The organism is Streptomyces sp. NPDC088097 (genome assembly GCF_044741845.1).
Lineage (GTDB): Bacteria > Actinomycetota > Actinomycetes > Streptomycetales > Streptomycetaceae > Streptomyces.
The window spans coordinates 561,967-579,645 of the sequence record NZ_JBIUTJ010000003.1; the positions used below are offsets into that span (position 1 = coordinate 561,967).

The window sequence follows — 17,679 nt, forward strand, 5'->3', positions numbered from 1 at the left end:
TCGCATGATCGGGAGGTCTCGGACGCCCGCTACGGGCCGAGGCCGCCGACCCGCAGTGTGATGTTGAGCCGCCCCGTCAGCCCGAGTCCGGGCGGAGCGGTCCCGGGCAGGACCTTCGGCACCCCGTGGTAGGCCAGCCGGCTCGGGCCGCCGAAGACGAACAGGTCCCCGCTGCACAGCCGGAGGTCCCGAAACGGTCGTCCCCGCGAGGTGGTGTTCCCGAAGCGGAAGAGGCAGGAATCACCCAGGCTGAACGACACGACGGGGTCCGGGGAACGCTCCTCGGCGTCCCGGTGCATGCCCATCCGGGAGTCGCCCTCGTAGAAGTTCACGAGCGCGATGTCGTACGGGCCGTGGGCCTCGCGGGGTGTCCCGTAGGCGGCGGCGACGGCTTCGCGGCCGAGTTCGGCGAGCCACGCCGGCATCGGCTTGACCGGCGCCCCGTCCCCGTCGACCACGGTGCGCGCGTAGGCGTACGGGTACCAGTGCAGGCCCAGGCACACCTGCCGGGCGGTCATCGTCCCGCCGCCGGGCGTGCGCACGGTGCGCAGTCCGGCGGGCGGGCGGGCCCACTCGCGGCAGGCGTCGAGCAGCTCACCCTGGCGCCCCGGCCCGAGCCAGTCTGGCAGGTGAACGGCGCCGGGGGCGATCTCGGTCCGCTCGCGCGGGAACAACAGTCCATCGTCCACACCTCCATTGTCGGCGGCCGGCACACTCACGGCATGAAGATCAGTGAATACGTGGAGATCCTGGCGCGGGAAGGCGGCCTGTTGGCCGACGCCGCCGAACGGGCGGGCGACACCGCCCCGGTGCCCTCGTGCCCCGAGTGGCGGGTGGACGACCTGCTGCGGCACACCGGGTCGGTGCACCGCTGGGCGACGCTGGTGGTCGGGGAGGGCCGCGTGGAGGCGCCGGCCTTCCCGGATGCTTCCGCGCTGCCCGCGGCAGAGCCGGCGGCCTGGTTCCGCGAGGGGCACGCGGCGCTGGTGCGGACGTTGAACGAGGCTCCCGCGGAGCTGGCGTGCTGGACCTTCCTGCCGACGGCCCCGCCGTCCCCCCTGGCGTTCTGGGCCCGCCGCCAGGCGCACGAGACGACCGTGCACCGCCTCGACGCGCAGTTGGCGGCGGGCGTGGCCCCTTCTCCCGTGGACGCGGAGTTCGCGGAGGACGGGGTGGACGAGCTGCTGATCGGCTTCCATGCCAGGCCGCGCAGCCGGGTGCGTACGGAGCGGCCCCGTGTGGTGCGGATCCGGGCGGCCGACACGGGGGCGGTCTGGACGGTGCACCTGTCGCCCGAGCCGGCCCGTACGGTCCGCGGGGACACCGGCGACCCGGCCCACTGCGAGATCACGGGCGACGCCGCCTGGCTGTACGCGGCCCTGTGGAACCGGGCTCCCCTGACCGGACCCGGCATCACGGGCGACGAGTCGTTGGCCCGGCTGTGGCGGGAGAAGGCCGGAATCTGACCGCCCGTCGCCCAGGGGGTCCTTGTGGCGGGGTGCGGCCCCCTGTGACACTGCCCGGATGGTGACAGCACGCAGCCGGGCGGAGCGGGACGAGGCCACCGTCGAGATCTCCTACGCCTTCGTGAGCGCGGGCGGCGCGGCCCTGTTGGTGTTCGCGGTGGTCTACGGCGTCGCCCGGGGGTCGGGCCTTCCCCCGTCGGCGCACCGGACGCTCATCGTGGTGGGAGGCTGCCTCGCGGCGGCGGCCTTCGTGCTGCGGGCGTGCCGGGTCCTGTGGCGCCACCGGCGGCGGGCGGGCGACTGACCGACCCGCCGGGCGCGGCCCACTACGATGCGGGAGTTCCACAGGGCGAGGCGGCGGGGGTGCGTGGCATGAGCGGTTACGGCGGAGGCGGGGCGTGGGACCCCGCGGGCGGTCCGGGAGGCCCACCGCCGGCGGGTCCGCCCGGCCAGGGCCCGTACGGACAAGGCCCGCCCGGCCAGGGCCCGTACGGACCCCCGCAGGCCCACCCGTACGGCCCTCCGCCCGGTTCGCCGTACGGGCCGCCGCAGGGCTACCCGTACGCGGCGCCGCCCGGTCCCCCGTACGCGCAGCAGGTCCCGCAGCAGGGGTACCCGTACGCCCCGCCCTATCCGCCCCCCGCGCCGCCGGTCGAGCCTTCGCGGGGCCGGAAGATCCTGCGCGGCGCCGTCAACCCGCTGTACGCCTCGCAGCGGACCTTCCGCCCCTCGCGTCCCGGGACCGTGGAAGACCCGCAGGTCCGCAAGCTGCAGCTGTGGCGGACCGTGTTGGGGCTGGTCGCCTGGATCGGCCTGATGGTCACCTACAAGGCCGTCGTCAGCGCCTCCGACGTCCAGTCCGTGGCCAGCGAACGTCTCGACCAGAGCTGGTCCAGCGTCCTGGTCCTCGTCTGCACCTTCCCTGTGTTCGTGGGCGCCTTCGTGGCGGCGGCGCGCGGCGGGCTGCGGCGCGTCTACCTGCGACGGGCCCTGCGTCCCTTCGGCGCGGTCCTGGCGGTCATGGCCTCCATGGGCACGTCCGCCCTCGCCATGGCGCCCGAGACGGCCGGCCTCAGGGACGCCGTCGGCCTGCCGGGAAAGATCGCCATCGGGGTGCTCTGCCTGTGGTCGATCGGCTTCGCCCTCTACGGCATCGGCCTCTCGCTCGTGCACGTCTTCCGCACCGCCGACATCCACGAGGTGGTGCCGCCCGTCCTCGCGGGCATCCTGGTCTGGGAGATGGCGCTCCTGGACCTGATCACCGGCGCCTACCCGCAGGTCCCGGCGGCCGCCCGCGCGGTCTTCGTCCTCGGCGCCCCCGTCACCGTCACCGCCCTGTCCTGGTGGGAGTTGCGCCGGCTGCGCCTGCGGCACGGCCTGACGGTCCGCGGCGCGCTGGGCCGCTGACCGGGCGGGCCGGGCGGGCCGCCCGGGCCGGGCCGGGCCGGCAAGATCCGAAAGACGGCCTAACCGAGGGTGGCGGCTTCGGTCGTCTGGGTGCGGTACTTCCAACTCGGTGATTCATTCCAGGGGTTGGGCATCTCCGCGTTGGTGGCGTACGCGTAGCCGGCGCCCCGGTCGAAGGCGGTTCGCAGGGTGTCGCGCATCGCGCGGGTGTCGGGGACGTCGTGGACGAGGTGCCAGAACGCGGTCCCGCTCGGGTCGAGTTCGGCGCCCGAGCGGTAGCCGCTGACCGCGTTGAAGACGTTGCCGCCGAGCCAACCGCCGGAGGCGTACGCCGCGTAGGTGTCCTCGAAGGTGACGAAGATGTCCGCCGTGCGGTGGCCCGGCTCCAGGAAGCAGTCGGCGATGGGCGTGCCCGGGTTGTTCACGACGAGGTCGGAGGCCTCGGGGTCGATCGCGTGCAGGGTGTCCCGGACGTAGGCGCGCAGCTCGCCGTAGCGGTCGCGGATGGAGTTGTCCGGGCCGCAGTCGCGGCTGACCACGTCGAAGAAGATGCCGTCGACGTGGAGGCGGCCGTCGCCACCGTCGGCGGGCCTGAGGTAGTTGTCCACGGAGGCCTTGACGGCGGCCATGTCCCGGTTGCCGTGGTCGGTGTGGACGTAGCCGAGGACCTTGGTCCTCTCCCCGGTGGCCGTGGTGCCGGTGCGCAGGGCGTCGGCGCGGGCACGCCAGGTGGCGTCGAAGGGGGCGTCGCCGTTGCCCGGGTTGAGGACGACCACGGAGGCGGCGGGGCTGGCGGCGACGAGGTCGACCGGCATCGGGTCGTCGGCGCGGGCGTAGGCCGGGACCGCGATCTCCAGGCCGCGCTCGCCGGGCGCGCGGGGGTTCGGTATGAAGGTGGGCGAGGGCGCCGGGGCCGGGGTCCGCGGGGCCTTCACAGCGGGGGCGCGGGCGGCCCGGGCGCCGTTCGCGGAAGCGGTCACGGCCGGTGCGGGGGCGGCCAGTAAGGCGATCAGCACTACGGCGTACAAGGCCTTGACGGCACGTGCGGGGGCCATGGCTGTTCCTCCGGCGGCAGGGGCGCGACCCGAGGAACACTAGACGCGCGGGAGATCGGTGAAAGCCGAACCACCCGGTTTGGTATGAGGAACAGAAAAGCGATCTGTCACCTCATCATGTGAACCTCCCGGCCCCTCGGGCCGACCTCCCGGTTTCTCGGGCGGACCTCCCGGCCCCTCGGGTGAACCTCCCGGCGGCCGGACCTTCAGACGGGGCGCAGCCCGACCGTGTGCGCCAGTTGCGCGACGGCGTGCCCGAAGAACGCGTCCCGCTCCTCGACCACCCGCTCGAACTGGCCGAACAGCTCGCAGGAGACCAGCCCGACCAGTTGGGCCCACGCCGCGACGAGGGCCGCCACCACCTCGGGGGGCAGTCCCTCGGCGAAATCCCGCGCCATCCGCTCGGCCTCCGGGCGCAGGGCGACGGGGAGGGGCGGGAGGGCGAGGCCGCGGCCCCGGTGGGCGGACCGGGCGATGCCGATGAGGACGTTCGCGGCGCGGGAGGCCGGGCCGATGGTGTCCGCGGGGGCGCTGTAGCCGGGGACCGGGGATCCGTAGACCAGGGCGTACTCGTGGGGGTGGGCCAGCGCCCAGACGCGGATCGCGGCGCAGACCTCGCTCCAGCGGGCGCGGGGTGGGGCTCCGGCGGTGACGGAGGCGGCATCGGCCGTCTCGGCGGCGGATCCCAGGCTGTCGTAGGCGTCGATGATCAGCGCGGTGAGCAGTTCGTCGCGGCTGGGGAAGTAGCGGTAGAGGGCGGAGGAGACCATGCCCAGTTCACGGGCGACGGCCCGGAGGGAGAGTTTGGCGGCGCCCTCGGCGGCGAGGCGGCGGCGCGCCTCGTCCTTGATGGCGGCGGTGACCTCGATGCGGGCCCGTTCCCTGACCCCTCGCACGGTGCTCATGCGGATCAGTGTGCCATCCATGTGGAGCAGTGCACAAAAATGGGATCGCCGATCCTTTTCGAGAGCAGTGCTCTTGTTTTGGCGCAGCGATCCGTGCACACTGGTCTCAAGCGAGAGCACCGCTCTCCCAACCGCTCCGGAGGCGGACATGAACGCGCCCACCCCGTACTACGTGGAGGCCGGCCCGATCGGTGTCCGCTTCAACGCCCTCTTCGGCAAGCTCGCCCGCCTCGGCATCAGCCTGGCCGGTACCGCCGAGTTGTCGGTGCGCGGTCGGAAGTCCGGCCAGATGCAGCGGATCCCGGTCAACCCCCACACCTACCGCGGCGAGCAGTACCTGGTGTCGGCCCGCGGCCACTCCCAGTGGGTGCGCAACATGCGGGTGGCGGGCGGTGGGGAGCTGCGGGTGGGGCGCAAGGTCCGCGCGTTCACGGTCACGGAACTCACCGACCCGGTGGAGAAGGCGACGGTGCTCCGGGCCTACCTGGAGAAGTGGGGCTGGGAGGTCAACCGCTTCTTCCAGGGCGTCACCGCCAAGTCCTCGGACGCCGAACTCCAGGCGGCCTCCGGCGACCACCCCGTCTTCCGCGTCACGGTGTCCAGGTAGGCCCGCGCCACTCGCCGCGCACCCGTACCCATCGCGGCGCACCCGCACTCCCGCCTACGCGACCGCCCGGGAAGGCAGGACCTCCCCGGGCGGTCGTGACGGACGGGCCGCCTGTAAGGACTCAGCCCTTGTCGGCCGCCGCCTGGCGGGAGTCGACGAGGTGGAGCGCCTTGCGGGCGAGCGGGTACGTACGGACCAGGTCGGCCAGGGTCGTCGCACCCCGCGTCACGCGGGCGAACGCCAGCCACGCGGGCCGCAGTCCGATCAGCACGGCGTGGATGGCCAGGGGGCGGGAGGCGAAGAGGGTCAGCATGCGCTTGCCGACGGCCATCTCCACGCCCAGCCCCGCCTTGATGGCGAACGCGTAGTTGAGGGCCTGACGGCGGGCGTCCACCGCGTCCTGGGCCTCGGAGATCTTGACGGCCCACTCCCCGGCGAGCCGCCCCGAGCGCAGTGCGAAGGAGATGCCCTCGCGGGTCCACGGCTCCAACAGCCCTGCCGCGTCCCCCGCGACGAGCACCCGGCCGCGCGAGAGGGGGGATTCCGGCTTGCGGCAGCGCGTCAGGTGCCCGGAGGAGAGGGACGGCTCGAAGCCGGCGAGGCCGAGGCGGGCGATGAAGTCGTCCAGGTACCGCTTGGTCGCGGCGCCCTCGCCCTTCGCGGCGATGACCCCGACGGTGAGGGTGTCGCCCTTGGGGAAGACCCAGCCGTAACTGCCGGGCAGCGGGCCCCAGTCGATGAGGACCCGGCCCTTCCAGTCCTCGGCCACCGTCTCCGGCACCGGGATCTCCGCCTCCAAGCCGAGGTCGACCTGGTCCATCTCCACGCCCACGTGGGCGCCGATCCGGCTGGCGCTGCCGTCCGCCCCGACCACGGCCCGGGCCAACACCGTTTCCCCGTCCGCGAGGACCACGGCCACCGTGCGCCGGTCGGGCACGGCGGAGCCGTGCTGCTCGACGCGCGTCACGGCCGTACCCGTACGGAGGGTCGCGCCGGCCTTCTCGGCCGCCGCGACCAGCGCCGCGTCGAACTCGGGCCGGTTGATGAGGCCGAAGAGCATGCCCTTCGAGCGACGGGTGCGGGCCAGCTTCCCGTCCATGGAGAAGGTGACGGCGTGGATCCGGTCCTTGAACGGCAGCACGAAGCCCGGGGGGAGGGCGTCGCGCGAGGGACCGATGATGCCGCCGCCACAGGTCTTGTAGCGGGGCAGTTCGGCCTTCTCCAGCAGGAGGACGCTGCGTCCCGCCGAGGCCGCCGCGTGCGCCGCCGAGGCCCCGGCCGGTCCGGCGCCGACCACGATGACGTCCCACACCTCACCGGCGTCCTCGCCGGAGTCCTCGCCGGAGTCCTCGGCCGGGCCGCCGTCGACCGGCGCCCCCTCGACCCCCTCGGCCGTCTCCCCGTCGGACGGGACCGGCAGGGCCGCACCGTCCGCCCGGCCGGCTTGGTCCGCGCCCTCGGCGGGCCGCTGCCCGGGCTGCTCGGGCTGCTCGGCGCTCGCGCCGTTTACGTCGTCGTCGCTGCTCACGATGTGCTGCTGCTCCTGATCACGCGGTTGCTCCGATGCCATGGGAATCCTACGGCGCGTCGCCGCCCCGGCCCGCTGTGCGAGGATCGGAGCTGTCTTTTCACCTTGTGTTCGCCGCACCCGGCACCCGTACAACGTCGCACCCAAAAGGAGCGTGCCCATGTCCCAGAATCCGATCGCCGAGACCATCGCCTCGTTGATGCCCCGCGCGAAGGCGGAGCTCACCGAGCTGGTGGCCTTCCAGTCGGTCGCGGACTGGGCCCAGTTCCCCAAGAGCGAGAGCGAGGGCGCCGCGAACTGGGTGGCCGACGCGCTGCGCGCCGAGGGCTTCGGCGACGTGGCCCTCCTCGACACCCCCGACGGCACCCAGTCGGTGTACGGCTTCCTGCCCGGTCCCGAGGGCGCCCCGACCGTACTGCTCTACGCCCACTACGACGTGCAGCCCCCGCTGGACGACGCCGCCTGGATCTCCCCCGCGTTCGAGCTGACCGAGCGCGACGGCCGCTGGTACGGGCGCGGCTCGGCCGACTGCAAGGGCGGGTTCATCATGCACCTGCTGGCGCTGCGCGCCCTGAAGGCGAACGGCGGGGTCCCCGTCGGCGTCAAGGTCATCGTCGAGGGCTCTGAGGAGCAGGGCACGGGCGGCCTCCAGCAGTACGCCGAGGCGCACCCCGAGCTGCTGGTCGCCGACACCATCGTCATCGGCGACGCCGGCAACTTCCGCCTCGGCCTGCCGACGGTGACGGCCACCCTGCGCGGGATGGCGCTGCTCAAGGTCAAGATCGACACCCTGGCCGGGAACCTGCACTCCGGCATGTTCGGCGGCGCCGCCCCGGACGCGCTGGCCGCCCTGATCCAGACCCTGGCCTCGCTGCGCGCGGCGGACGGTTCCACGACCGTGGACGGTCTGGCCTCGGACGTGGTCTGGGAGGGCCTGCAGTACCCGGAGACGGACTTCCGCGCGGACGCCAAGGTGCTGGACGGGGTCGAGCTGATCGGCGCGGGCACGGTGGCCGACCGGCTGTGGGCCCGGCCCGCGGTGACGGTGCTCGGCATCGACTGCCCTGCGGTGGTGGGCGCGACCCCCTCCGTGCACGCGAGCGCGGGCGCCCTGATCAGTCTGCGCGTGCCGCCGGGCGTCGACACAGCCGAGGCCATCAAGCTGCTGGAGGCGCACCTGGTGGCCAATGTGCCGTGGAAGGCGCGCCTGGAGCTGGAGGTCGTGGGCCAGGGACAGCCGTTCCAGGCGGACACCACCAGCCCGGCGTACGCCTCGATGCGCGACGCCATGGAGGTGGCCTACCCCGGCCAGGAGATGCAGGTCAGCGGCATGGGCGGATCGATCCCGCTGTGCAACACGCTCACCTCCCTGTACCCGGAGGCGGAGATGCTGCTGATCGGCCTGAGCGAGCCGGAGGCGCAGATCCACGCGGTCAACGAGAGCGTCTCCCCCGAGGAGTTGGAGCGGCTGTCGGTGGCCGAGGCCCTCTTCCTGGTCAACTACGCGGAGTCCAAGCGCGCCTGAGGCCCGCCCCCGCCCTCACCCGTACGGGTGCACGTACGCCCGGAGCGCAGCGCGCCCCGGGCGTACCGCGCTTCTGGCGTACTCCGCTCCCGGCGTACTGCGCTTCCCGCGTACTGCGCTCCCGGTGAACGCCGCCGCGCCGGCCGGGAACCGGTGCCTACGGTCGACGCATGGACATCGTCGAAGTACTTCCGGACCGGCTCCACATGCTGCGCTTCCCCATCGGCCAGGCGTACCTCTGGCAGGACGAGGAGGCACTCACCCTCATCGACGCGGGCAACGCCGGTTCCGGGGCGGTGATCGAGGAGGCGATGCGTTCCCTGGGGCGGTCGCCCGAACGGCTGGAGCGGATCGTCCTCACCCACTGCCACCGCGACCACGTCGGCTCCGCCGCTGAACTCTCCGCCCGTTGGGGCGCGCCCGTCCTGGCCCACCGGCTGGACGCCCCCGTGGTGCGGGGCGAGCAGCCGGTGCCCGAGCCCGTGCTGCTGGACTGGGAAGTCCCCCTGTACGCGCACGGATTGACGGCGCCCGAGGCCCCGCCGACCCCCGTGGACAGGGAGTTGGAGGACGGGGAGGTGCTGCCGTTCGGTGGCGGGGCGGTGGTGGTGCACGCCCCGGGTCACACCCCCGGCAGCATCGGGATCCACCTGCCGCGCCACGGGGTCCTGTTCACCGGGGACTGCGTCGCGGGGGTGGGCCGGGTGATGCTCGGCGTGTTCAACGTCGACCGGGAACGGGCGGTCGACTCGTTGCGCCGGCTGGCCGCGCTCACGCCCGCCGTGGTGTGCTTCGGCCACGGCGAGCCCCGGGTCGAGGACGCCGCCCGGTCCCTGCGCGAGGCCGCCGACTCCGTCCCGCCGGAAGCCTGAGCAGGACCGTTGCCGTACCACACCCCCGCGCCGGCCCCCGTCAGCCGCCGAACGCGTAGTGGACGCCGGTGAGTTCCTCCGAGAGGGCCCACAGTCGGCGGGCGAGTTCCGGGGTGGCCGAAGCGGCGGGGTGGACGAGGGTGGGGTGTCCCTTGGACTCGGCCCGGCCGTCCGGTCCGATGAACGAGCCGCCTTCGACGCCGGGTTCGACGGCCGCGTAGAGCTGGTTGAGCGCGCCGGTCTCGACGGGTTGGGCGACGTACCGGTTGGTGACCTTGAGGACCGCCTTGAGGAGGCCGGTCGGGCCGGCGGACTGGAGGTTGGTGGCCGAGTAGCCGGGGTGCGCCAGCAGGCTGCGCACCGGTTCGGCCGCGGCGCGCGCCCGTCGGTCGAGTTCCAGGCCGAAGAGCACGTTGGCGTACTTGGACTGGGCGTAGAACCCCCTCGGCGAGTAGGAACGTTCGCCCGTCAGGTCGTCGAAGTGGATCGACCCGTTCTTGTGCAGGGTGGAGGAGACCGTGACCACCCGCGCGTCACGTCCGGCCCGCAGCCGGTCCCACAGCAGACCGGTGAGGGCGAAGTGGCCGAGGTGGTTCGTGCCGAACTGGGACTCGAACCCCTGCGCGGTCAGGGAACGCGGCGGCATCATGATCCCCGCGTTGTTGACCAGCACGTCGACGGGGGTGTCGATCCCGTCGGCGAAGGCGCGGACGGAGTCCAGGTCGGCCAGGTCAAGGGAGCGCGACTCCACGATGGCCGAGGGCAGTTCGGCGCGGAGCCGCTCCACCGCGGCGGCTCCCTTGGCCGAGTTCCGCGCGGCGAGGACGACGCGGGCTCCCTTGCGGGCCAGTTCGCGGGCGGTGACGTAGCCGAGGCCGCTGTTGGCGCCGGTGACGACGACGGTGCGGCCGCTCTGGTCGGGGATCCGGTCGGCCGTCCAGGGGGCGTCGGCGGTGGTGGAACGGGTCATCGGGTGCCTCCGTGCGGGTGCTTCGGGGTGCGGAGCAGGTCCTCGGCGCTCGCGGCGAGGAGCCGGTGCAGGCGCTCCCGGTCCGTTTCGAGCTTGCCGATGCCGTAGAGGGCGGCGAGGCCGTGGGCGGTGGCCCAGATCCGGGTGACCCGGTCGTCGTCGGGGTCGTCGGAGCCCAGGGCCCCGGCGACGACGGCGGCGACCGCGGCGCCCTCGGTGGCGATGTCGGCGAAGGACACCCGGGCCCCGCCGAGGCCGTACATCACCTGGTAGAGGTCGGGTTCGTCGAGCGCGAAGTCGAGGTAGGCGGCCGACACGGACCCGACCGTCGAGCCGCTCGCCCTCATGGCGGCGGCGAGGCGGACGAAGCCGTCCCGGACGAGGGCCAGCAGGATGTCGTCGCGGCCCTGGAAGTACCGGTAGGCGTAGTTGGCGGAGTAGCCGATCCGATCGGCGAGCCGGCGCATGCTGACCGCCTCCCAGCCCTCCTCCGCGGCCAGTTCGCGCGCGGCAGCCATGATCGCGTTCCGCGCTTCGGCGCGTTCGCGCTCACGACGCTGCCGGGCGGGAGTGGACGACGGTCCGGTGGGCGCGGGGGAATCGGGCGGTGGGGGCATCGGTGGTCCTCCGGTCGACTGGATGGTTACACCGTACACAGTGTGTACGGTGTAACCAAGAGCCGCCGGTGGTCGGAGGTCACCGGGCAGGCGGGAGCCGTCGCCCCGTCAAGTGACCTCAGGGCGTGGGGAGTCCGGCCTCCAAGTAGAGCGGCCGGCCGCGCTCGCGGGCCCGCAGCGCCCAGCGCAGGCGCTCGCGCCGCTGCGGGGGCAACAGGCCGGCGGCCTCCTCCTCCGTGACGAAGCGCCAGGCCCGCAGCTCCGGCCCGGGAAGACGCAACCGGGCCGTCTGCTCCGCCGTCAGCCGGCCCCCGTCGAACAGCAGCCGCAGGCCCCCGTACGCCGGGCGGCACGGCGGCTCCCAGTCGACGACGAGCAGCTCCGGCAGCCGCTCCAGCTCCAGGCCGAGTTCCTCCGCCACCTCGCGCACGCCCCCGCACGCCGGGGCCTCGCCGGCCTCGACCACGCCTCCCGGGAACTCCCAGCCCGGCTTGTACGTCGGATCCACCAGGAGCACCCGGTCCCGGTCGTCGAAGAGCAGCACCCCCGCCGCCACCGTCTCCCGCGTCGGTTCCGGGGTCTGTACGATGTCGCAGACGGCGGCGGTGTCGGTCCGGACGGCCTCGGCGATCCGCTGCGCCGTCTCGCGGGCCGTCAGCCGTCCGTTGTCGATGACGTGCGCGTCGGTGGTCAGCCAGCCCAGTGCCTCCCGGTACGCGGGGAGGTGGTCGTGGGCCCACGCGAGTTCGCGTACGTCCGCGGGGTCCCCGCGCCCCTGCCCCCGGGCGGCGATGCGCTCGCGCAGGATCGTTTCTTCCGGGGCGAGCAGTACGTGCCGCACCGCGATCCGACGGGCGGCGAGCCCTCCGAAGATCTCGTCCCGGTAGTCCTGGCGCAGCAGGGTCATCGGCACCACCAGCACGCCGCCCAGCTCGGCGAGCATCGCGGCCGCCGCGTCCACGACGAGCCGCCGCCAGCTCGGCAGGTCCTGGTAGTCATCGACCTCCGCGAGGCGTTTGCGCGGCAGCAGCCGACGCAGCGCGTCACCGACCAGCTCCGGGTCGTACAGGGTGCCGTCCGGCAGGAGTCCGGTCAGCTCGCGGGCCGTGCTGGTCTTCCCGGCACCGAACGTGCCGTTGATCCAGACAATCACGTCTACCCCTCTCCCAAGGGCTCGCCTCCGAAGCCCCCTGAGGCTTGCCCGTCCCACCCCGCCACGGAAACCCGCGCACGGGCCGAGTGCTTATCCTCAAGGTCAGGGGCCGGGCCGCGGTCGAGGCCGCAGCCCCTCCCCCGTGCCCGTGCCGCCCGTCGCCCCGTCGCCACCCGGAGGTTTCCCCACCGTGCCGCAGACCCGCCCCCCGTCCGAGCCCCGCTACGGCAACAGGCCGACCATGAAGGACGTGGCGGCCCGGGCGGGTGTGGGCCTCAAGACGGTCTCACGGGTCGTCAACGGCGAGGCCGGGGTGACCCCGGACACCGAGAAGCGGGTCCACGAGGCCATCGACGCCCTCGGCTTCCGCCGCAACGACAGCGCCCGCGTGCTCCGCAAGGGCCGTACGGCGACGGTCGGTCTGGTCCTGGAGGACCTCGCCGACCCCTTCTACGGTCCGCTCAACCGGGCCGTGGAGGAGGTCGCCCGGATCCACGGGGCGCTGCTCATCAACGGCTCCAGCGCCGAGGACCCCGACCGGGAAAGGGAGTTGGCCCTCGCGCTGTGCGCCCGCCGGGTGGACGGGCTGATCGTGATCCCGGCCGGCGACGACCACCGCTACCTGGAGCCGGAGATCCGGGCCGGGATCGCGACGGTGTTCGTGGACCGCCCGGCGGGCCGGATCGACGCCGACGTGGTGCTGTCGGACAGCTTCGGTGGAGCCCGCGACGGGGTGGCCCACCTGATCGCGGCCGGACACCGCCGGATCGGTTTCATCGGCGACCAGCCGCACATCCACACCGCCACGGAACGCCTGCGGGGCTACCGCGAGGCCATGCGCGGCGCGGGGCTGCCCGTCACCGAGGCCTGGCTCTCCCTGGGCCCGACGACCCCGGCCCGCGTCACGGCCGCGGCCCGGTCGATGCTGACGGGCCCGGAGCCCGTCACGGCCGTCTTCGCGGGGAACAACCGCGTCACGGTGACCCTGGTCCGCGTCCTGGCGGAACACCCGCGGCCGGTCGCCCTGGTCGGCTTCGACGACTTCGAGCTGGCCGACCTGCTGCGTCCCGGCGTGACCGTGGTCGCCCAGGACCCGGCGGCCCTGGGCCGGGTGGCGACGGACCGCCTCTTCCAACGCCTGGCGGGCGCCTCCCTCCCCCCGTCCCGCATCGAACTCCCCACGCGCCTCATCCCCCGCGGCTCGGGCGAGATCGGCCCCTCGGCCTGACGTACGACGAGGCCCGCCCGGGGAACCGGGCGGGCCTCGTGGCGTTCAGCGGATCAGTTGGTCGCCGTCAGGGTGGCCGAGCGGCGGGGGATGGCGAAGGCGTCGAGTTCGGCGCGGGTCAGGCCGGTGAGGGCGGCGACTTCCTCGGCGCCGACCGCGCCGCAATCCAGGCCGCGGACCAGGTAGCCGGCCAGGGCCTTGGCGGTGGCGGGCTCGTCCATCACGTCGCCCTCGATCTTGGCCACGTACGCCTTCAGGCGCGCGGCGGCGGTCTCCAGGCCCTCGCGGTAGAAGGTGAAGACGGCCGCGTAGCGGGTCGGCAGGTGCGCCGGGTGCATGTCCCAGCCCTGGTAGTACGCGCGGGCCAGGGCGCGGCGGGTGAGGCCGTAGTGCAGCTTCCAGGCCTCGTGCACGTGCTCGGTGGTGCCGATGGGCAGGACGTTGGTCGAGCCGTCGGAGACGCGCACGCCGGTGCCGGCGGCCGCGACCTGCATGATCGCCTTCGCGTGGTCGGCGGCGGGGTGGTCGCTCGACTGGTACGCGGCGGAGACGCCGACGCAGGCGCTGTAGTCGAAGGTGCCGTAGTGCAGGCCGGTGGCGCGGCCCTTGGCGGCCTCGATCATGCGGGCCACGGTCGCGGTGCCGTCGGAGGCGACGATCGACTGGCTGGTCTCGATCTGGATCTCGAAGCCGATCCGGCCCGGGCGCAGACCGCGGGTGATCTCGAAGGCCTCCAGCAGCTTGACGAAGGCGCTGACCTGCTCGGCGTAGGTGACCTTGGGCAGGGTGAGGACGAGGCCCTCGGGCAGGCCGCCGTGCGCGAGCAGCCCGGACAGGAAGATGTCCGTGGTGCGGATGCCGCGGTCGCGGACGTTGGACTCCATGCACTTCATGCGGATGCCCATGTACGGGGCGTTCGTGCCGTTGGCGAAGGCCTCCGAGACGAGGCGGGCGGCGCGGGCCGCGGCCTGGTCCTCCTCCTCGTCGGAGCGGACGCCGAAGCCGTCCTCGAAGTCCACGCGCAGGTCCTCGATGGGCTCCGAGGCCAGCTTGGCGCGGACGCGGTCGTAGACCGGTACGGCCAGCTCGTCGGAGATGCCGAGCACCTTGGCGAAGGTGGCCGCGTCCGGGGCGTGCTCGTCGAGCGCCGCGAGGGCCTGGTCGCCCCAGGAACGGATGGTGTCCGCGGCGAACACGTCACCGGGTACGTAGACGGTGTGGATCGGCTGACGGGTGCCGGGGTCGCCCGGGTAGTGACGCGCGAGTTCCGCGTCCACCGGCGCCAGGGAAGCGCTGATTCCCTCGCTGACCGCGCCTGCGAGGCTCGTCGCCACCTTCTCCTGCTGACCCATCGTGCACTCTCCTCTTTTCCGCTTCACGGAAGCTTAGATCCGCATAGCAGAATTTAGTCACGGGGTTCCGCTCCGTCAATGGTCCCCCGGCCCTCCTGGGCAAACGACTCGGGGCCGTGTGGTGACAAACACCACACGGCCCCGGAGGCAAGAGATGCGCAGGTCAGCGACTGACCCGGCGTCCCGGCGCGATTCAGCCCTTGCGCGCCTTGATCTCACCGGTGAGCTGCGGGACGACCTCGAAGAGGTCGCCGACCACGCCGTAGTCGACCAGGTCGAAGATCGGGGCCTCGGCGTCCTTGTTGATGGCGACGATGGTCTTCGAGGTCTGCATGCCGGCCCGGTGCTGGATCGCGCCCGAGATGCCGGAGGCGATGTACAGCTGCGGGGAGACCGACTTGCCGGTCTGGCCGACCTGGTTGGAGTGCGGGTACCAGCCGGCGTCCACGGCGGCGCGGGAGGCGCCGACGGCCGCGCCGAGCGAGTCGGCGAGGTCCTCGATGAGGTGGAAGTTCTCGGCGCCGTTGACGCCACGACCACCGGAGACCACGATCGCGGCCTCGGTCAGCTCGGGGCGGCCGGTGGACTCGCGCGGGGTGCGGGAGACGACCTTGGTACCGGTGGCCAGGGCGCCGAAGGTGACGGCGAGCGCCTCGACGGCGCCGGCGGCCGGAGCGGCCTCGACCGGGGCCGAGTTGGGCTTCACGGTGATGACCGGGGTGCCCTTGGAGACGATCGACTTGGTGCTGAAGGACGCGGCGAACGCGGCCTGCGTCGCGACCGGACCCTTGTCACCGGCCTCCAGGTCGACGGCGTCGGTGATGATGCCGGAGCCGATGCGCACGGCGAGGCGCGCGGCGATCTCCTTGTTCTCGGCGGAGGACGGGATGAGCACGGCGGCCGGGGAAACGGCCTCGTACGCGGCCTGGAGCGCGTCCACCTTCGGTACCACGAGGTACTCGGTGAACTCCGGGGCGTCGGCGGTGAGGACCTTGACGGCGCCGTGCTCGGCGAGCACGGCGGCGGTGGCCTCGGCGCCGGCGCCGAGCGCGACGGCGACGGGCTCGCCGATGCGGCGGGCCAGCGTCAGCAGTTCGAGGGTGGGCTTGCGGACGGCGCCGTCCACGTGGTCGACGTAGACGAGAACTTCAGCCATGGGACTGCTCTCCTGCGATTGCGAAGTGTCTGGGGGCTAGGGAAGGACGGCGGAAGTCCTAGATGAACTTCTGGCCGGCCAGGAACTCGGCCAGCTGCTTGCCGCCCTCGCCCTCGTCCTTGACGACCGTGCCGGCGGTACGGGCCGGGCGCTGCGTGGCCGAGTCGACCAGGGTCCAGGCGCCTTCGAGGCCGACCTCGTCGGACTCCAGGTCCAGGTCGGACAGGTCCCAGGACTCGACCGGCTTCTTCTTGGCGGCCATGATGCCCTTGAAGGACGGATAGCGGGCCTCGCCCGACTGGTCCGTCACCGAGACGACGGCCGGGAGGGAGGCCTCCAGCTGCTCGCTCGCGGAGTCGCCGTCGCGGCGGCCCGTGACGGTGCCGTCCTCGACCTTGACCTCGGAGAGCAGGGTGACCTGCGGGACGCCCAGGCGCTCGGCCAGGATCGCCGGGAGCACGCCCATGGTGCCGTCGGTGGAGGCCATGCCCGTGATGACCAGGTCGTAGCCGGCCTTCTCGACGGCCTTGGCCAGCACCAGCGAGGTGCCGATGACGTCGCTGCCGTGCAGGCCGTCGTCCTCGACGTGGATGGCCTTGTCGGCACCCATCGACAGCGCCTTGCGCAGCGCGTCCTTGGCGTCCTCGGGGCCCACCGTCAGAACGGTGATCTCCGCGTCGTCCGCCTCGTCGGCGATCTGCAGCGCCTGCTCGACGGCGTACTCGTCGAGCTCCGACAGCAGGCCGTCGACGTCGTCGCGGTCAACGGTCAGGTCATCGGCGAAGTGCCGGTCACCGGTGGCGTCGGGCACGTACTTCACACAGACAACGATCCTCAGGCTCACGCCGGGTCTCCTACCGCATCGTCTTTTTCTGGTACCGCCTTGTGCAGGCAGCATAGGCGCCTTGTGGGGCGGATCCCGGTCGGGGCGGCCCGCGCTCCGAAGGGAATGTTACTCGTCAGTACACAGTGGGTCTTCCCCGCCGGCAAGCCTCGGTAACTGTGATCTGGCCAACGCCGCCCGAACCGCCCCAGCAGGGACGATTCAGTCGCGCAGCGCGTTGAAGCGACCCTGGTGGTAGAGGAGCGGACGGCCCTCACCGGCAGGGTCCCCGGCCAGCGCCTCCGAGATGATCACACGGTGCGTGCCGGCGGGCACCCTCGCCACCACCCGGCACACCAGCCACGCCGGCACCCCGGAAAGCAGGGGAACCCCGTGCGGCCCCGGGGCCCACGCGGTGTCGGGCCCGAACCGGTCCGCGCCGCTGCGCGCGAAGAGCCCGGCCAGGTCGCTCTGATGCTCGCCCAATATGTGGACGCCGAGGTGGTCGGAGTCCCGTACGCCGGGCCAGCTGGAGGAGCCGGTGCCGATGGTGAAGGAGAGCAGGGGCGGGTCGGCGGACACGGAGTTCAGCGAGGTCGCGGTGAAGCCGACGGGTACCCCGTCGCGCTCCGCGGTGATCACGGCCACCCCGGCCGCGTGTCGACGGAAGACCGAGCGCAGCAGCTCCGGGGAACCCGCCTGGCGCGCGGAGTGGTCACGGGCCGGAGCGGCGGGCGCGTCGCGGCCGGGGCGGTCGTCGCGGGAGCCGAGGGGCCGGCCGGGGACCTGGGCCGAGCCGTTCGGTGCCGTCGTGGTGGTGGCGGTCATGGGAGGACTTCCTTCTGCCGCGGGCGTGGCGGCGCTGTCGGGGATCGGGAACCTGGGTCGTTCAGTGATCCCGACAGCGCGCGCTCGCGTGGCGGACCAGGTCTATGTGGACCCGCCCGTAGAGCAGGAGTTCATACCGCATGTCGTCAGCCTGACGATCTCACGCGTACACAGTCAAGCCGCAGCG

The 17,679-nt window shown here is 73.0% G+C and carries 18 protein-coding genes; 7 read left to right on the forward strand and 11 right to left on the reverse strand.

What is annotated here, in order from left to right:
• Positions 1 to 29: 29 nt before the first annotated feature.
• Positions 30 to 689, reverse strand: coding sequence for an alpha-ketoglutarate-dependent dioxygenase AlkB (locus tag ACIOD1_RS12555; RefSeq protein ID WP_365623659.1), 660 nt, complete (start codon positions 687 to 689; stop codon positions 30 to 32).
• A 33-nt stretch (positions 690 to 722) separates the two neighbouring features.
• On the opposite strand from ACIOD1_RS12555, the gene ACIOD1_RS12560 reads away from it, so the two are divergent.
• The 3 genes from ACIOD1_RS12560 to ACIOD1_RS12570 all read left to right on the forward strand — a co-directional run bounded on the left by ACIOD1_RS12560 (position 723) and on the right by ACIOD1_RS12570 (position 2,873).
• Positions 723 to 1,466: a maleylpyruvate isomerase family mycothiol-dependent enzyme gene (locus ACIOD1_RS12560; RefSeq protein WP_401901894.1), complete on the forward strand. Its 744-nt coding sequence runs from the start codon at positions 723 to 725 to the stop codon at positions 1,464 to 1,466.
• 58 nt (positions 1,467 to 1,524) lie between these two features.
• On the forward strand, positions 1,525 to 1,770 hold the full coding sequence (locus ACIOD1_RS12565) for a DUF6332 family protein (RefSeq protein ID WP_365623663.1): 246 nt from the start codon (positions 1,525 to 1,527) through the stop codon (positions 1,768 to 1,770).
• A 68-nt stretch (positions 1,771 to 1,838) separates the two neighbouring features.
• Positions 1,839 to 2,873: a hypothetical protein gene (locus ACIOD1_RS12570; RefSeq protein WP_401901896.1), complete on the forward strand. Its 1,035-nt coding sequence runs from the start codon at positions 1,839 to 1,841 to the stop codon at positions 2,871 to 2,873.
• A 59-nt stretch (positions 2,874 to 2,932) separates the two neighbouring features.
• Here the strand turns inward: ACIOD1_RS12570 and ACIOD1_RS12575 are convergent, their stop codons facing one another.
• Together ACIOD1_RS12575 and ACIOD1_RS12580 are read right to left on the reverse strand one after the other, a co-directional pair.
• Positions 2,933 to 3,928: a spherulation-specific family 4 protein gene (locus ACIOD1_RS12575; protein WP_401901899.1), complete on the reverse strand. Its 996-nt coding sequence runs from the start codon at positions 3,926 to 3,928 to the stop codon at positions 2,933 to 2,935.
• Between the two features lie 206 nt (positions 3,929 to 4,134).
• Entirely contained in the window at positions 4,135 to 4,833 is a 699-nt protein-coding gene (locus tag ACIOD1_RS12580; protein ID WP_401901901.1) for a TetR/AcrR family transcriptional regulator, read from the reverse strand.
• A 148-nt stretch (positions 4,834 to 4,981) separates the two neighbouring features.
• Here ACIOD1_RS12580 and ACIOD1_RS12585 point away from each other — a divergent pair, with 148 nt between their 5' ends.
• Positions 4,982 to 5,440, forward strand: coding sequence for a nitroreductase/quinone reductase family protein (locus ACIOD1_RS12585; protein ID WP_365623670.1), 459 nt, complete (start codon positions 4,982 to 4,984; stop codon positions 5,438 to 5,440).
• Between the two features lie 121 nt (positions 5,441 to 5,561).
• Here ACIOD1_RS12585 and ACIOD1_RS12590 read toward each other — a convergent pair whose 3' ends face one another.
• Positions 5,562 to 7,010, reverse strand: coding sequence for a geranylgeranyl reductase family protein (locus ACIOD1_RS12590; protein WP_401901904.1), 1,449 nt, complete (start codon positions 7,008 to 7,010; stop codon positions 5,562 to 5,564).
• 118 nt (positions 7,011 to 7,128) lie between these two features.
• On the opposite strand from ACIOD1_RS12590, the gene ACIOD1_RS12595 reads away from it, so the two are divergent.
• A complete protein-coding gene (locus ACIOD1_RS12595) occupies positions 7,129 to 8,493 on the forward strand; it encodes a dipeptidase (protein WP_401901907.1) in 1,365 nt (454 codons plus the stop codon).
• Positions 8,494 to 8,663: 170 nt separating this feature from the next.
• On the forward strand, positions 8,664 to 9,365 hold the full coding sequence (locus ACIOD1_RS12600) for an MBL fold metallo-hydrolase (protein ID WP_401901910.1): 702 nt from the start codon (positions 8,664 to 8,666) through the stop codon (positions 9,363 to 9,365).
• A 40-nt stretch (positions 9,366 to 9,405) separates the two neighbouring features.
• On the opposite strand, the gene ACIOD1_RS12605 is transcribed toward ACIOD1_RS12600, so the two are convergent.
• The 3 genes from ACIOD1_RS12605 to ACIOD1_RS12615 form a co-directional block, all read right to left on the reverse strand.
• Positions 9,406 to 10,335: an oxidoreductase gene (locus ACIOD1_RS12605; RefSeq protein WP_401901913.1), complete on the reverse strand. Its 930-nt coding sequence runs from the start codon at positions 10,333 to 10,335 to the stop codon at positions 9,406 to 9,408.
• Entirely contained in the window at positions 10,332 to 10,853 is a 522-nt protein-coding gene (locus ACIOD1_RS12610) for a TetR/AcrR family transcriptional regulator (RefSeq protein ID WP_401901915.1), read from the reverse strand. The genes ACIOD1_RS12605 and ACIOD1_RS12610 overlap by 4 nt, the downstream gene beginning before the upstream one ends.
• Before the next feature lie 217 nt (positions 10,854 to 11,070).
• Positions 11,071 to 12,105 carry an NUDIX domain-containing protein gene (locus ACIOD1_RS12615; RefSeq protein WP_365623680.1) on the reverse strand — a complete coding sequence of 345 codons (1,035 nt, stop codon included), beginning with the start codon at positions 12,103 to 12,105 and terminating at the stop codon, positions 11,071 to 11,073.
• Positions 12,106 to 12,346: 241 nt separating this feature from the next.
• On the opposite strand from ACIOD1_RS12615, the gene ACIOD1_RS12620 reads away from it, so the two are divergent.
• Complete coding sequence (locus tag ACIOD1_RS12620; RefSeq protein ID WP_365623831.1) at positions 12,347 to 13,333, forward strand: LacI family DNA-binding transcriptional regulator; 987 nt, start codon at positions 12,347 to 12,349, stop codon at positions 13,331 to 13,333.
• A gap of 53 nt (positions 13,334 to 13,386) precedes the next feature.
• Here the strand turns inward: ACIOD1_RS12620 and ACIOD1_RS12625 are convergent, their stop codons facing one another.
• The 4 genes from ACIOD1_RS12625 to ACIOD1_RS12640 form a co-directional block, all read right to left on the reverse strand.
• Positions 13,387 to 14,685 (reverse strand): DUF6986 family protein, encoded by a 1,299-nt coding sequence (locus ACIOD1_RS12625; protein WP_365623682.1) that lies wholly within the window; start codon positions 14,683 to 14,685, stop codon positions 13,387 to 13,389.
• A gap of 193 nt (positions 14,686 to 14,878) precedes the next feature.
• Positions 14,879 to 15,841, reverse strand: a complete 963-nt coding sequence (locus tag ACIOD1_RS12630) for an electron transfer flavoprotein subunit alpha/FixB family protein (RefSeq protein ID WP_365623684.1) — start codon at positions 15,839 to 15,841, stop codon at positions 14,879 to 14,881.
• Between the two features lie 58 nt (positions 15,842 to 15,899).
• Entirely contained in the window at positions 15,900 to 16,685 is a 786-nt protein-coding gene (locus ACIOD1_RS12635; RefSeq protein WP_365623686.1) for an electron transfer flavoprotein subunit beta/FixA family protein, read from the reverse strand.
• A 201-nt stretch (positions 16,686 to 16,886) separates the two neighbouring features.
• Entirely contained in the window at positions 16,887 to 17,492 is a 606-nt protein-coding gene (locus ACIOD1_RS12640) for a flavin reductase family protein (RefSeq protein WP_401901920.1), read from the reverse strand.
• Positions 17,493 to 17,679: the final 187 nt, after the last annotated feature.